The organism is Streptomyces sp. bgisy130, assembly GCF_057708345.1.
The window spans coordinates 1-14,020 of record NZ_JBYISA010000071.1 but is presented as its reverse complement, the minus strand read 5'-3'; the positions used below and the strand labels follow the sequence as shown (position 1 = coordinate 14,020).

The 14,020-nt window shown below is 72.7% G+C and carries 11 protein-coding genes and 1 pseudogene; 4 read left to right on the top strand and 8 right to left on the bottom strand.

What is annotated here, in order from left to right:
* Nucleotides 1-853: IS30 family transposase (locus tag AC3EUV_RS37240; protein ID WP_435604819.1), on the top strand; the 853-nt coding region annotated here is incomplete at its 5' end.
* Between the two features lie 91 nt (nt 854-944).
* Here AC3EUV_RS37240 and ilvD read toward each other — a convergent pair.
* The 4 genes from ilvD to AC3EUV_RS37220 form a co-directional block, all read right to left on the bottom strand.
* A complete protein-coding gene (ilvD, locus tag AC3EUV_RS37235) occupies nt 945-2,795 on the bottom strand; it encodes a dihydroxy-acid dehydratase (protein WP_432146898.1) in 1,851 nt (616 codons plus the stop codon).
* A gap of 235 nt (nt 2,796-3,030) precedes the next feature.
* Nucleotides 3,031-3,681, bottom strand: coding sequence for a TetR/AcrR family transcriptional regulator (locus tag AC3EUV_RS37230; RefSeq protein WP_435604818.1), 651 nt, complete (start codon nt 3,679-3,681; stop codon nt 3,031-3,033).
* Nucleotides 3,678-4,502: a sugar phosphate isomerase/epimerase family protein gene (locus AC3EUV_RS37225; protein ID WP_435604817.1), complete on the bottom strand. Its 825-nt coding sequence runs from the start codon at nt 4,500-4,502 to the stop codon at nt 3,678-3,680. The genes AC3EUV_RS37230 and AC3EUV_RS37225 overlap by 4 nt, the downstream gene beginning before the upstream one ends.
* A 183-nt stretch (nt 4,503-4,685) precedes the next feature.
* Nucleotides 4,686-5,612 (bottom strand): Ppx/GppA family phosphatase, encoded by a 927-nt coding sequence (locus AC3EUV_RS37220; RefSeq protein ID WP_432146895.1) that lies wholly within the window; start codon nt 5,610-5,612, stop codon nt 4,686-4,688.
* 77 nt (nt 5,613-5,689) lie between these two features.
* Between AC3EUV_RS37220 and AC3EUV_RS37215 the strand changes: the two genes are divergently transcribed.
* The gene (locus AC3EUV_RS37215; RefSeq protein ID WP_435604816.1) at nt 5,690-6,544 is read left to right on the top strand and encodes a DUF3109 family protein; all 855 of its coding nucleotides are present in this window, start codon (nt 5,690-5,692) and stop codon (nt 6,542-6,544) included.
* Between the two features lie 46 nt (nt 6,545-6,590).
* Here AC3EUV_RS37215 and AC3EUV_RS37210 read toward each other — a convergent pair whose 3' ends face one another.
* Nucleotides 6,591-8,342, bottom strand: a complete 1,752-nt coding sequence (locus AC3EUV_RS37210) for an RNA polymerase sigma factor (protein WP_432146893.1) — start codon at nt 8,340-8,342, stop codon at nt 6,591-6,593.
* 232 nt (nt 8,343-8,574) lie between these two features.
* Between AC3EUV_RS37210 and radA the strand changes: the two genes are divergently transcribed.
* Together radA and disA are read left to right on the top strand one after the other, a co-directional pair.
* Nucleotides 8,575-9,987 carry a DNA repair protein RadA gene (radA, locus tag AC3EUV_RS37205; RefSeq protein ID WP_432146892.1) on the top strand — a complete coding sequence of 471 codons (1,413 nt, stop codon included), beginning with the start codon at nt 8,575-8,577 and terminating at the stop codon, nt 9,985-9,987.
* A gap of 125 nt (nt 9,988-10,112) precedes the next feature.
* Nucleotides 10,113-11,237, top strand: coding sequence for a DNA integrity scanning diadenylate cyclase DisA (disA, locus tag AC3EUV_RS37200; RefSeq protein WP_432146891.1), 1,125 nt, complete (start codon nt 10,113-10,115; stop codon nt 11,235-11,237).
* A 194-nt stretch (nt 11,238-11,431) separates the two neighbouring features.
* On the opposite strand, the pseudogene AC3EUV_RS37195 reads toward disA, so the two are convergent.
* The 3 genes and pseudogenes from AC3EUV_RS37195 to AC3EUV_RS37185 all read right to left on the bottom strand — a co-directional run.
* Nucleotides 11,432-11,854 (bottom strand): annotated as a pseudogene (locus tag AC3EUV_RS37195) (maleylpyruvate isomerase family mycothiol-dependent enzyme); the annotation flags it as partial.
* Between the two features lie 132 nt (nt 11,855-11,986).
* Nucleotides 11,987-12,649 (bottom strand): class F sortase, encoded by a 663-nt coding sequence (locus AC3EUV_RS37190; protein ID WP_432146890.1) that lies wholly within the window; start codon nt 12,647-12,649, stop codon nt 11,987-11,989.
* A gap of 113 nt (nt 12,650-12,762) precedes the next feature.
* The coding region (locus AC3EUV_RS37185) for a glycosyltransferase (RefSeq protein ID WP_435604815.1) at nt 12,763-14,020 on the bottom strand (1,258 nt) is incomplete at its 5' end.

Here is a 14,020-nt window from a genome sequence, read left to right as displayed (position 1 = left end):
CCCCCCCCCCCCCCCCCCCCCCCCCCACGCCGCCCAGGCCCGCGCCGACGCCCGCCGGCCCCGCCCCAAGACCGGCAAGATCGTCCAGAACCCGCAGCTGCGGGACTTCATCCAGGACCACCTGGACCTACGGTGGAGCCCGGAGCAGATCTGCCAGGCTCTGCGGGCACAGTTCCCCCGGCGGCCGGAGATGCACGTGGTCCACGAGACGGTCTACCAGGCCCTCTACATCCAAGGACGCGGCGAACTACGCCGCGAGCTGGCCCACGCCCTGCGCTCGGGCCGCACCCGCCGAAAGCCCCGCCGCCAGACCCAGCAGCGACAGCCGCGGTTCACCACCCCAATAGTCATGATCAGCGAACGCCCCGCCGAAGCCGACGACCGGGCCGTGCCCGGCCACTGGGAAGGCGACCTCATCATCGGCAAGGACGGCGCCTCAGCCATCGGCACCCTGGTCGAACGCGCCACCCGCTACGTGACGCTCCTGCACCTGCCCACGGGCCGCACCGCCGAACACGTCCGCGACGCTCTCGTCGACACCGTCCAGACCCTGCCCACACACCTGGTCCGCTCGCTGACCTGGGACCAGGGCTCGGAGATGGCTGCCCACGGTGCGTTCACCGTCGCCACGGACATCCCTGTCTACTTCTGCGACCCGGCCAGCCCCTGGCAGCGCGGCTCCAACGAGAACACCAACGGCCTTCTGCGGCAGTACTTCCCCAAAGGCACCGACCTTGCCGTCCACACCCGCGACCACCTCGACGCCGTCGCCGCCGAACTCAACGGCCGCCCACGCAAAACGCTCGACTGGGAAACCCCAGCCGAGCGCCTGCATAAACTGCTCGCGGCCTGATCAATACGACCACGTGTTGCGACGATCGCTAGAAACCGCCGCCCGCGACGGGGGCCGTTGCCGTACACCGGACCTCCCGGTCCCACCTGCCTCAGCCCAGCGAGTTCACATCCCGCACCGCGCCCTTGTCGGCGCTGGTGGCCATCGCGGCGTACGCGCGCAGCGCCGCCGAGACCTTGCGTTCGCGCTGCTTGGGGGCGTAGACGCCGCCCAGGGCCGCACGGCGGGTCGCCAACTCCTCGTCGCTCACCAGGAGTTCGATGGTGCGGTGGGGGATGTCGATGCGGATGCGGTCGCCGTCCTCGACGAGGGCGATGGTGCCGCCGGCCGCCGCCTCGGGGGAGGCGTGGCCGATGGACAGGCCGGAGGTGCCGCCGGAGAAGCGGCCGTCGGTGACCAGGGCGCAGGCCTTGCCCAGGCCGCGGCCCTTGAGGAAGGACGTCGGGTAGAGCATCTCCTGCATGCCGGGGCCGCCCTTGGGGCCCTCGTAGCGGATGACGACGACGTCGCCTTCCTTGATCTGCTTGGTGAGGATCTTGTCGACCGCTTCTTCCTGGGACTCGCAGACCACCGCCGGGCCCTCGAAGGTCCAGATGGACTCGTCGACGCCCGCGGTCTTCACGACGCAGCCGTCCTCGGCGATGTTGCCCTTGAGGACCGCCAGGCCGCCGTCCGCGGAGTAGGCGTGCTCGACGGAGCGGATGCAGCCGCCCTCGGCGTCCACGTCCAGCGAGGCCCAGCGCTCGGACTGGGAGAAGGCGGTCGCGGAGCGCTTGCAGCCGGGGGCCGCGTGCCACAGCTCGACGGCTTCCTCGGACGGGGAACCGCCGCGCACGTCCCAGGTCTTGAGGTGGTCGACGAGGGAGGCGGAGTGGACCGAGTGCACGTCCTCGTTGAGCAGGCCGCCGCGGTGCAGCTCGCCGAGGATGGCGGGGATGCCGCCGGCGCGGTGCACGTCCTCCATGTAGTACGTGCCGCCGGGGGCGACGTTCGGGGCGACCTTGGCCAGGCAGGGGACGCGGCGGGAGACCTCGTCGATGTTCTTGAGGTCGTAGTCCAGCTCGGCCTCCTGGGCGGCGGCGAGCAGGTGGAGGATGGTGTTGGTGGAGCCGCCCATGGCGATGTCGAGGGCCATGGCGTTCTCGAAGGCGGCGTGGGTGGCGATGTTGCGCGGCAGGACGGACTCGTCGCCGTCCTCGTAGTAGCGCTTGGTGATCTCCACGACCGTGCGGCCGGCGTTCTCGTAGAGGGCCTTGCGGGCGGTGTGGGTGGCGAGCACCGAGCCGTTGCCGGGCAGCGAGAGGCCGATGGCCTCGGTGAGGCAGTTCATCGAGTTGGCGGTGAACATGCCGGAACAGGAGCCGCAGGTCGGGCAGGCGTTCTCCTCGATGCGCAGGACGTCCTCGTCGGAGACGCTGTCGTTGACCGAGTCGACGATGGCGTTGATCAGGTCGAGCTTGCGGACCGTGCCGTCGACGAGGGTGGCCTGGCCGGCCTCCATGGGGCCGCCGGAGACGAAGACGGCGGGGATGTTGAGCCGCATCGCGGCCATCAGCATGCCGGGCGTGATCTTGTCGCAGTTGGAGATGCAGATCAGCGCGTCGGCGCAGTGCGCCTCGACCATGTACTCCACCGAGTCCGCGATCAGGTCACGGGAGGGGAGGGAGTACAGCATGCCGCCGTGGCCCATGGCGATGCCGTCGTCGACCGCGATGGTGTTGAACTCGCGGGGCACGGCGCCGGCCTCGCGGATGGCGTCGGAGACGATCCGGCCGACGGGGGCGAGGTGAGTGTGCCCGGGGACGAACTCGGTGAAGGAGTTGGCGACCGCGACGATCGGCTTGCCGATGTCCTCGCTCGCTACACCCGAGGCCCGCATAAGGGCGCGGGCACCCGCCATGTTGCGGCCATGGGTAACGGTGCGGGACCTCAGATCGGGCACGATGGTCACTCCCTCGGTTCGGACGTACGACCGCCGGCCGAGGTAGGTGGGCCTGCCACCTACCTGGTGGCGTCATAGAGCAGCTGAACCCGAGATTACGCTCTTGATCCAAGATCCGGACACTGACTCCGGCATGTGAGACGGCTGACCGTAGTGCGGACAGGCGCGGCGACGAGCAGGCGTTTCGCGGCCGGGCCGGCCGGTCGTGGGCCGGGGGTTCGGACCGGGCCGCGCGTCACGGCCGGGTCAGATACCGCTGGAGGGTCGGCGCCACCATGGCGATGATCTCCTCCGGGTCCGCGGAGGCGATCGGGTCCATCTTGATCACATAGCGCAGCATGGCGATACCGATCAGGTGCCCGGCGGCCAGCTGCACCCGGAACTCCGGGTCGGGGACGTCCAGTTCACCCGCCACCCGCTGGAGCATCCGGCGTTCGATGAGGCCGCGCAGCACCGCCGCGGCGGTCTCGTTGGTCAGCGCCGAGCGCATGATCGCCAGCAGCGCGGGGCGGCTGACCGGGTTCTCCCAGACGCCGAACATGAAGCGGGCCATCCGCTCGCCGACGTCCGCGCCGCCGCCCGCGAGCGCGTCCGGCATGGTCAGCGCGGGCGCGAAGGTCAGCTCGATGGCCGCCGCGAAGACCTGCTCCTTGGTGCCGAAGTAGTGGTGGACCAGCGCCGCGTCCACCCCGGCGGCCTTGGCGATACCACGGACCGAGGTCTTGTCGTAGCCACGCGCGGCGAACTCCGTACGGGCCGCGGCCAGGATGCGCTCCCGGGCGCCGGGACCGTCCTCTGCGGCGGCGCGGGCCGGGCGGCCGCGGCGGCGGGCCGGTGCGGGCGGTGTGCCGGGCCCCTGGGACGCGTCGTCCCGGCCGGCGCTCACGAGCCCTGGACCCGGCTCGGTGAGGCGAGATGCAGCCGGGTGAAGGCCAGTGCCTCGGCCAGGTCGGCCTCGCGTTCGGCGGCGGACATCGCCCGGCGGGTGTTGACCTCGACGACGACATGCCCGCTGAAGCCGGTGGCGGCCAGCCGCTCCAGGACCTCGGCGCAGGGCTGGCTGCCGCGCCCCGGCACCAGATGCTCGTCCTTGGCGGAGCCGTTGCCGTCGGCGAGGTGGACATGACCCAGGCGGTCGCCCATCCGCTCCACCATCGCCAGCGCGTCGTTGCGGGCGGTGGCGGTGTGCGAGAGGTCGACGGTGAAGTGCCGGTAGTCGTCGTTGGTGGGGTCCCAGTCGGGGGCGTACGCGAGCATCTCGCGGTCCCGGTAGCGCCACGGGTACATGTTCTCGACGGCGAATTTCACGTCCGTCTCGTGCGCCATCCGCCACACCCCGCGGACGAACTCCCGGGCGTAGCTGCGCTGCCAGCGGAACGGCGGGTGCACGACCACCGTCGAGGCGCCCAGCTTCTCCGCGGCGTTGCGGGCGCGCTGGAGCTTGACCCACGGGTCGGTGGACCAGACCCGCTGGGTGATCAGCAGACACGGGGCGTGGACGGCCAACACCGGCACCCCGTGGTAGTCCGAGAGCCGGCGCAGCGCCTCGATGTCCTGGCTGACCGGATCGGTCCACACCATGATCTCGACGCCGTCGTAGCCGAGGCGCGCGGCGATCTCGAAGGCCGTCGCCGTCGACTCCGGATACACCGAGGCCGTGGACAGCGCGACCTTCGCATCCGGGATGCGCATCACTGGCTCTGTCACGAGGGACAGCGTACGGGCCGGGGCCGGGCGCGGGGCAGGAGGTCCGGGCCGCCGCGGCCCGCCGCCGGGGGCCCGTCCCCTGGGCGGGGAGGCCGGGACGGGCGCCACCCGGGCGGCGCGGCCGGCGGCGGCGTGACGAGTCTCACCCGCGCCGGGCCGCGCCGTGGCGGACGGCCGCGCGCCCTACGGCAGGTGGTCCAGCCGCCGCAGAATGACGCCCTCGCGCAGCGCCCACGGGCAGATCTCCAGCGTCTCGACCCCGAACAGGTCCATCGCCGCCTCGGCGACCAGCGCCCCGGCGAGCAGCTGCCGCGAGCGCCCCTCGGACACGCCGGGCAGCGCCACCCGCTCCTCCGCGGACATCCCGGCCAGCCGCGGCACCCACTCCTCCAGCTTCTTGCGGGTCAGCTCACGCTGGACGTAGAGGCCCTCGGCGGAGCGCGCGGCGCCCGCGATCCGGGCCAGCTGCTTGAAGGTCTTGGACGTGCCGACGACCTGGTCGGGGTTGCCGTAGCGGCTGAAGTCGCTCACCACCTTGGCGATCTCGGCCCGGACCCGGCGGCGCAGCGTCCGCACGTCATCGGCCTCCGGCGGGTCGCCGGGCAGGTCGCCCGCGGTCAGCCGGCCGGCGCCCAGCGGCAGCGACACCGCCACGTCCGGGTCCTCGTCGAGGCCGTAGGCGATCTCCAGCGAGCCGCCGCCGATGTCCAGCACCAGCAGCCGGCCGGCCGACCAGCCCAGCCAGCGGCGGGCGGCGAGGAAGGTGAGACGCGCCTCGTCCTCACCGGAGAGCACCTGGAGCGAGGCATCGGTCTCCAGGGCGACCCGGCGCAGCACGTCCTCCCCGTTGGTGGCCTCCCGGATCGCCGACGTGGCGAACGGCAGCACGCTCTCGACACCCTTGTCCTCGGCCACCTGGAGCGCCTCCTGGATGGTGGCCACCAGGCGCTCCACCCCGCCATCGCTTATCGCGCCGCCCTCGTCGAGGAGTTCGGCAAGGCGCAGCTCCGCCTTGTGCGAATAGGCGGGCAGCGGGCGCGCGCCCGGGTGTGCGTCCACCACCAGCAGATGGACGGTATTCGAACCCACATCGAGGACACCGAGTCTCATACGGGGAAACCTACTGCCCGCACCCGCCGCTCCTGTCGGCGCGGTCGGCACCCGTCGCGCCCCCTTACGCTGGAGTCGTGGCAAAGACGAAAAAGGCGAAGCACGAAAAAGCGCTCAAGAAGGAAGAAAAGCGGCGCGCCCAGGCGGCCGAGGGGCAGCGGACCCCCGCCGACGAGGTCGGGCTCGACTTCGCCCGTGCGTGGGTCACCTTCCCGGACCCGGGCGACGACGAGCAGCTCTTCCGCTGTGACCTGACCTGGCTGACGTCCCGCTGGACCTGCATCTTCGGCAGTGGCTGCCAGGGCATCCAGGCCGGCCGGGCGGACGACGGCTGCTGCACGCTCGGCGCGCACTTCTCGGACGAGGACGACGAGAAGCGGGTGGCCGAGCATGTGGCACGCCTCACGCCCGAGGTGTGGCAGCACCACGACGTGGGCACCACGACCGGCTGGGTCGAGGAGGACGAGGACGGCGAACGGCAGACCCGCCGCTGGGAGGGCTCCTGCATCTTCCAGAACCGCCCCGGCTTCCCGGCCGGCGCGGGCTGCTCGCTGCACCTCCTCGCGCTGCGCGAGGGCCGCGAGCCCCTGGAGACCAAGCCGGACGTCTGCTGGCAGCTGCCGGTCCGGCGCACCTACGACTGGATCGACCGGCCGGACGACACCCAGATCCTCCAGGTGACGATCGGCGAGTACGACCGGCGCGGCTGGGGCCCCGGCGGCCATGACCTGCACTGGTGGTGCACCTCGGCGACCTCGGCGCACGGTGCGGGCGAGCCGGTCTACGTCTCGTACAAGCCCGAGCTGACCGAGCTGATGGGCAAGAAGGGCTACGCCAAGCTCGCCGAGCTGTGCGAGGAGCGGCTGGCCGCGACACTGCCGATGGCGCCGCACCCGGCGGACCCGGCGGCCCTGAAGAAGCCGCAGGAGTAGCCGCGCGGCCCCCGGCCTGGGTCACCGGGCCGGGGGCCGTCTGCGCTCAGCGCGCCGGGTGCGTGGTGTTCGACGGCGTCGAGGACGGGGCCGGGCCGGTCGGCTTCGGCGTCGGTGACGTCGGCGTCGGCGTGGGTGACGGCGGCGTATGGGTCGGGGTGGGCGTCGGCCGCGGGGCCGGCCGGGTCGGCTTCGGGTGCACGGGCCCCGGGCGCTGCGGACCGGCGGCCGGGCCGGTCGCGCCGTGGCCCTGCATCGTGACGGCGGTGCCCCCGGGCTCGATGGCGATCCTGGCCCGCCAGTGGCCCGCCGGCTCCCGGTCGTGGTCGATGTGGACCGTGATCGTGGTGGTCTCGCCGGGCCGCAGCGTGCCCGCCGTACGGCTCAGCTGAAGCCAGGCCGCGCCCGCCGAGGCGTACCAGCGCACCGGGGCGCCGCCGGTGCCGCGGAGCGTGAGGAGCGTGGTCCGGCCCCGGGGCGCGGCGGCGATCATCAGCCGGCCGGGGCCCGCCTCCCGGCGGCTGTCCGGGCCGTCCGGCCGCTGCGGGGTGCCATCCGCGCTGACCACCTCGACGGACACATCGGGCGTCCCGTCACGCGTCGTGAAGCCGGGATCGGGCGTCCTCCTGGCGTTCCCGGCGTTCTCGTACGGGCTGCCGCCCAGCCGCGGCCCGGGTTCGGCGTCGCCGGCCATCACCGAGGGCGAGTCGTCGGCCGCCACATCGGTGGCGGGGGCGCCCCGGTACGCCGCCCACAGGGCCAGCACCGGCGCCGCGACGACGGTGGCGACCACGGTGGTGGTCAGCGCCCGGTTGCGCAGCCGGCGCCGGCGGGCCACCCGGTCCTTCGGCGGGCCCACGGGGAAACCGCTGCGGTCGTAGCGAGGAGAACCGTTTGCCCCACCCGCCCGGCCGCCGCCGCCCGCACCGGCCACCCCTTCCGCGCGGCCCGACTTCGTGCGCCGGGCCGCCGCCAGCGCGCCGAGCACGGCCTCCCGGGGCGCGGCGACCAGCGGCAGGCTGCCCCGGTCCACCGGCGCGGTGCCCGGCCAGGTCCCCGGGGCGGTGGCCCGCTCGGCGGTCCGCCGGCACCCGTCGCAGTCGTCGACATGGCGCACCAGCTCCCGGCTCAGCGCCGCGCCCAGCAGCATCTGGGTGTCGCCCGCCAGCTGCGCGACCTCCCGGCAGCGCCCTGACTCGACGACGGCCAGCGCCGCCCGGGTCCGTTCGACCTCGCAGGAGGCGGTGGCCAGCAGCGCGCGGGTGGCGATCGGGTCGGCGCCGAGCACCGCGGCGACCTCGTCCGCCGCGAGGTGGTGGCGCACCGAGAGCTCCAGCGCCTCCCGCTGCTCGGGGGTGGTGCCGGCGGCCTCCGGCCAGGCCAGCGCGGCGAGTTCACGCTGCCGGCGCTCGGCCTCGCGGGCCGCGCCGGGGCCCGGTTTCCCGGCGGGCGGCGCGGTCCGCTCGGCGAGCCGGCGCAAACAGGCCCAGCGGGCGAGGGCGTAGAGCCAGGAGCGGTACCGCGCCGGGTCGGCGGGGCGCCGGCCGCGGTGCCGCTCGGCGAGCGCGAGCGTCTCGCCGAGCACCGCCGTCGCGGCGTCGTGTTCGCACAGCACCGACAGGCAGTAGGTGAACAGCCCGTCCAGATAGGGCTGGTAGCCGTCCCGGCCCCGGTCCGGGGGGCGCGCGGCGTCCGGGCCGGGCCGCTCGGACGGCTGCGGCCGGCTCCGGCGCCGCGCGTCGCCGCGCGACCGGTGTGCGCCGGTGGAGTGCGTGGGGTGCTCGGGCCTGCTGCTCATCACCCCGGCGACGGTAGGCGGATGATGCAGCCCTCCTTGCTCGCGTTGGACACTTTTAACCCTTACGGGTGACCATCTCCCTCAAAAGGGGACACGAATAGCTCTTTACACGGGCGGTGCGCTCCGTATGCGCCACTCGGCGGCGCCCCCCGCCCCCGACGATCGCGGCCGGGGCGCCCGCTCCGCGACCGCTCCCGGCGGCGTTGTCGGACCCCGCCGCTACGGTGACCCCATGGCAACGCGTAAATCGTCGGGCAAGGAGCGTCCCTCCTACCGCTGCACCGAATGCGGCTGGACCACCGCCAAATGGCTCGGCCGCTGTCCCGAGTGCCAGGCGTGGGGCACGGTCGAGGAGTTCGGCGGCGCCCCCGCGGTGCGCACGACCGCGCCCGGCCGGGTCACCACCGCCGCAGTGCCCATCGGCCAGGTCGACGGCAAGCAGGCCACCGCCCGCTCGACGGGCGTGCCCGAGCTGGACCGCGTCCTGGGCGGCGGCCTCGTCCCCGGCGCGGTCGTGCTGCTGGCCGGCGAACCCGGCGTCGGCAAGTCCACTCTGCTGCTGGACGCCGCCGCCAAGGCCGCCTCCGACGCCCACCGCACCCTCTACGTCACCGGCGAGGAGTCCGCGAGCCAGGTACGGCTGCGCGCCGACCGCATCGGCGCCCTCGACGACCATCTGTATCTGGCGGCCGAAACGGACCTGTCCGCGGTGCTCGGCCACCTCGACACCGTCAAGCCGTCGCTGCTGATCCTCGACTCGGTGCAGACCGTCGCCTCCCCCGAGATCGAAGGGGCACCCGGCGGCATGGCCCAGGTCCGCGAAGTCGCCGGCGCACTGATCCGGGCCTCCAAGGAACGCGGCATGTCCACCCTCCTGGTGGGCCATGTCACCAAGGACGGCGCCATCGCCGGACCGCGCCTCCTGGAGCATCTCGTCGATGTCGTCCTGCACTTCGAGGGCGACCGGCACGCCCGGCTCCGCCTGGTCCGCGGCGTCAAGAACCGCTACGGCACCACCGACGAGGTCGGCTGCTTCGAGCTGCACGACGAAGGCATCACCGGCCTCGCCGACCCCTCCGGCCTCTTCCTGACCCGCCGCGCCGAACCGGTGCCCGGCACCTGCCTGACCGTGACCCTGGAGGGCCGCCGCCCCCTGGTCGCCGAGGTCCAGGCGCTGACCGTCGACTCCCAGATCCCCTCCCCCCGGCGCACCACCTCCGGCCTGGAGACCTCCCGCGTCTCGATGATGCTCGCCGTCCTGGAACAGCGCGGCCGGATCAGCGCCCTGGGCAAACGCGACATCTACAGCGCGACGGTCGGCGGCGTGAAGCTGACCGAGCCCGCCGCGGACCTCGCCGTGGCCCTCGCGCTGGCCAGCGCCGCCAGCGACACCCCCCTCCCGAAGAACCTCGTCGCCATCGGCGAGGTGGGCCTCGCGGGCGAGGTCAGAAGGGTCACCGGCGTCCAGCGCCGGCTGTCCGAAGCGGCCCGCCTCGGCTTCACCCACGCCCTCGTCCCCACCGACCCCGGCAAGATCCCCGACGGAATGCGGGTCCTGGAGGTCGCCGACGTCGGGCAGGCACTCAGCGTGCTGCCCAAGCGGGTGCGCCGGGAGGCCCCACAGGAAGAGGGCGCACGCCGGTAGACTTTGCCCTGGTCTCGCCCGTCACCGCAGAATTGCCTGTCGGCCACGTACGCTCCGCTGGTACGTCAACCACAGCAAGGGCCGGGCGGCCTGCGGACCGACAGACCTTGTGACGGAGGAGTGCAGTGGCAGCCAACGACCGGGCATCGACTTCCGGCAGGTCCGGTGGAAGCTCCGGCACCGAAAGCCTGATGCGCGCCACGCTGAGCGCCGTCGCGCCCGGTACCGCCCTGCGCGACGGCCTGGAGCGCATCCTCCGCGGCAACACCGGCGGACTGATCGTCCTCGGCTTCGACAAGACCGTCGAGTCCATGTGCACCGGCGGCTTCGTCCTCGACGTGGAATTCACCGCCACCCGGCTGCGCGAACTGTGCAAGCTCGACGGCGCCCTCGTCCTCGACAAGGACATCACCAAGATCATGCGGGCCGGTGTCCAGCTGGTGCCGGACGCCTCCATCCCGACGGAGGAGACCGGCACCCGCCACCGCACCGCCCAGCGCGTCTCCATCCAGGCCGGCTTCCCCGTCGTCTCCGTCAGCCAGTCGATGCGCCTGATCGCCCTCTACGTCGACGGCGAGCGCCGCGTCCTGGAGGAATCCGCCGCGATCCTCTCCCGCGCCAACCAGGCACTGGCGACGCTGGAGCGCTACAAGCTCCGCCTGGACGAGGTCGCCGGCACCCTCTCCGCCCTGGAGATCGAGGACTTGGTGACGGTCCGCGATGTCACCGCGGTCGCCCAGCGCCTGGAGATGGTCCGCCGGATCGCCACCGAGATCGCCGAGTACGTCGTCGAACTCGGCACGGACGGCCGCCTGCTCGCCCTCCAGCTGGAGGAGCTGATCGCCGGCGTCGAGCCCGAACGCGAACTGGTCGTCCGCGACTACGTCCCCGAACCGACCGCCAAGCGCTCCCGCACGGTCGCCGAGGCCCTCGCCGAACTGGACGCCCTCAGCCACACCGAACTCCTCGAACTCCCCACCGTGGCCCGCGCGCTGGGCTACAGCGGCGCCCCCGAAACCCTGGACTCCGCCGTCTCTCCCCGCGGCTTCCGCCTCCTGGCCAAGGTCCCCCGCCTCCCCGGCACCGTCATCGACCGCCTCGTCGACCACTTCGGCGGCCTCCAGAAGCTGCTCGCGGCCAGCGTCGACGACCTCCAGACGGTCGACGGCGTCGGCGAGGCCCGCGCCCGCTCGGTCCGCGAGGGGCTGTCACGGCTGGCGGAGTCGTCGATTCTGGAGCGGTATGTGTGAGGCGGGCGTCGGGGCGCCGTGACCCCGTGCGCCGCACGCCACGCGGCGGGGCTTCGTGGCCAGTCATGGGACCGCTCGGGGTCTTGACCAGCGCCGAGGCGCGCTCGATTGCCTTGAGCCGTGTCTGATGGGTCGGTGGCGCACTCACGAGTGCGTCGTTCCCGGGTCACCGCGGCGCCGTGCCGAGGCTGCCGTCAGTAGATGACCGACACGATCTGACAGGCGGCTTCGCCCAGTTCACGGTCGCCCTCGATGCGCACCCGGGCCAGCACGGTGTCCGGCTGGATGCCACGGTTACACAGCCGCCAGGCGGTCTCCGTATCCAGGCGGACGGCCGCGGTGGGGCGCGCGGAGCCCGGTTCGGCGAGAGACCAGCGCGCCGGATCAATACCGGCCCAGGACACCCCCAGCGACGGGCTGTCGGGGTCGGTGGTCTCGAAGAACCGGGCGACCTGCCCGCCCACCGCATCGAGCGTGTCGCTGAGCGCTGCCGGGCTCACCCGGCGGTGGGCCTCGACCCATTCCTGGTTGATGCGGTGGATGAACGCCTCCAGGCTTTCGCCCGGCGCGAAGGCGGGACCGCCACGGTGGCCGTCGCGGTCCCGGGCCAGGCGTCCCGGCAGAATCCGACAGGGCGCCAACGGACGGACCATGATTCACCAGACACGTCCAAGGGGCGGGGCCGGCGCGGTGGCACATGCGCCGCTTCCCGTCCCCGCCCCTCTCTCCGTTTCCGGTCCCCGCCCCTCCTAGGCGACGGCGGTGACGATCACGTTGTCCCGGTAGACATTGCCGTATCCGGGGTGAAACTCGACGGGGCCGCCGCATGTGACCAGGACCAGCCGGCGCGGTCCGGTCTTCCCGGCGAACAGCGACTCGGGCAGCCGGGACTTATTGACCGCCTCCAGGCTCGCGATGCGCCACGTGGTGACGGTTCCGTCGGCATCGCTGGCGTACACCGCGTCACCGGGCCGGGACCGATAGAGGTCGTACAGGGCTCCGTTGCCCTGCCCGGGGGCGTGGACGTGCCCGGCGAGCAGCGTCGTCCCGGCGTGGTCTGCCAGTGCCGCGCCCTGGTCCCACATGCCGACGTGCTGAACGTCCTCCGGGATGGTCAACGCGCCACTCCTGATGCGGGAGGTGGCCGCGACGGGGGCGTTGACGCACAGCGCCGGGATCACGATGTGCGAGGCCCGCAGGGTCCGGTCGCAGTCCCGGCCGCCTCGTCCGGGTGGCGCCTGCCGGCCGCTGTGGGGTGGCAGGGCGCGCGGGAGCCCGGACGGGTCGGCCGAGAAGGGAGTGGCAGGGAGCGGAGCGGCCGCATCGGACTGCTGTCGGGAGATGAGCACAACGCCCGAAGCGATCATCGCCAGGCTGGTCAGGACCGCTGAGACGAACTTTCCCCGAGGCATCCGGCGTCGCCCGGAACGCGGGGCGCGATGGGATGTGCCGGCCCGGGTACGGAGGACAACCGGCCGCCGCTCGCGTGGGGTTGCCCGGTGCTTACGGATCTGCTTCACGGGGGTCACCTGAGATCGGGGCCGTCAGAGGCCGGTTCCAGCGAGGGCTTGGCCGATGGGCCGGGCAGCTCCGCGCCACCGGCCGCGGCGCCGCCGAGCTGTGCCGGACCGTCCTCAGCCACCCGCTGGGTTTTGGCCCACGAGTTGCGGCGCAGGATGATCCGGGCCAGTGCCCGCCACGCCGCAAAGTGCGCGACGTAGGACCACGGAATCATCAGGTGCGCCATGGCCAGTGCCTTCCACAGCGGCACGGTGCAGGCTCGTCGCGAGTACACGAACCCCCGGAAGACATGCGGGGTGAACGACGCCACGTACCAGACGACGCCCAACAGCACCCGGCCCACGGGAGAGGTGCCCCCGGCCGACGGCAGGCCGTGCCCCGTGATCAGCGCGAAGAGGAGGTATTGCTGGAGCAGCGACCAGGGCAGTGAAACCACCCAGGGGACTGCGAGGTAGGCCGCATGCTCCAGGAAGCGCCCGGTGGGCAGGTAGCGGGAGCGCGCCAGCTCCGGAAGGCGGCGCATCGACGCCATGTGGCCCTGGTACCAGCGGGTGCGCCGGCGAACCAGCCGACGCAGATCACCGACTCCCTGCTGTGTCACACAGGCCCAGGGCGTCGAGGTCGTCCGCCAGCCGAGTACGGCGAGCGAGATGCCCAGATCGAAGTCCCCGGTCAGGGAATCCGACCACGGCTCCGCGCCGACCTCGTCCAGCGCGGCCAGGCGTGCAAACTGGCCGTTGCCGCCCATGCCCACCGACCCCGCGGCCATGCGGCCGAGCTGCCCCGAGCCGGCCATGGACCAGAACTCCATGTCCTGGAACGACAGGGCCAGGGAATCACCGTTGCGGATGCGCACCACGAGCTGGAGACCGCCTACCGACGGGTCCGCCGCGAATTCTCCGGCCACGGCCGAGGTGGCGTTCGCGGTCATACGGCCGTCCGCGTCCATCACGGCGACGATCACCTTGGAGGTGTCGACGCCCCTGTCGGCTACGTCGGCGCGGACCCACTCGATTCCGTGGTTGAGGGCTTTCCCTTTACCCAGACGGGCATTCGGGAATGTGCGGCTGAGCAGCTCAACACGCCCCGTGTGCTCATAGGAGCGCACCATCTCGGCTGTCCGGTCATCGGAGCCGTCATCGATCACGACGACGGTCGCACCGGGCTGATCCTTCAGCAATGCGGAAAGGGTGCCGCCGATCACCTCTTCTTCGTTGAGTCCCGGAACGAGGAAGTAGAAGCCGAATCCGTACAGTTCGGCG

What these genes read in the sequence shown, in the direction of transcription:
- radA (WP_432146892.1), top strand. Translation starts at nt 8,575, where the DNA reads ATGGCAACGCGTAAATCGTCGGGCAAGGAGCGTCCCTCCTACCGCTGC.
- AC3EUV_RS37210 (WP_432146893.1), bottom strand. Translation starts at nt 8,342, where the DNA reads ATGAGCAGCAGGCCCGAGCACCCCACGCACTCCACCGGCGCACACCGG.
- AC3EUV_RS37220 (WP_432146895.1), bottom strand. Translation starts at nt 5,612, where the DNA reads ATGAGACTCGGTGTCCTCGATGTGGGTTCGAATACCGTCCATCTGCTG.
- AC3EUV_RS37190 (WP_432146890.1), bottom strand. Translation starts at nt 12,649, where the DNA reads ATGCCTCGGGGAAAGTTCGTCTCAGCGGTCCTGACCAGCCTGGCGATG.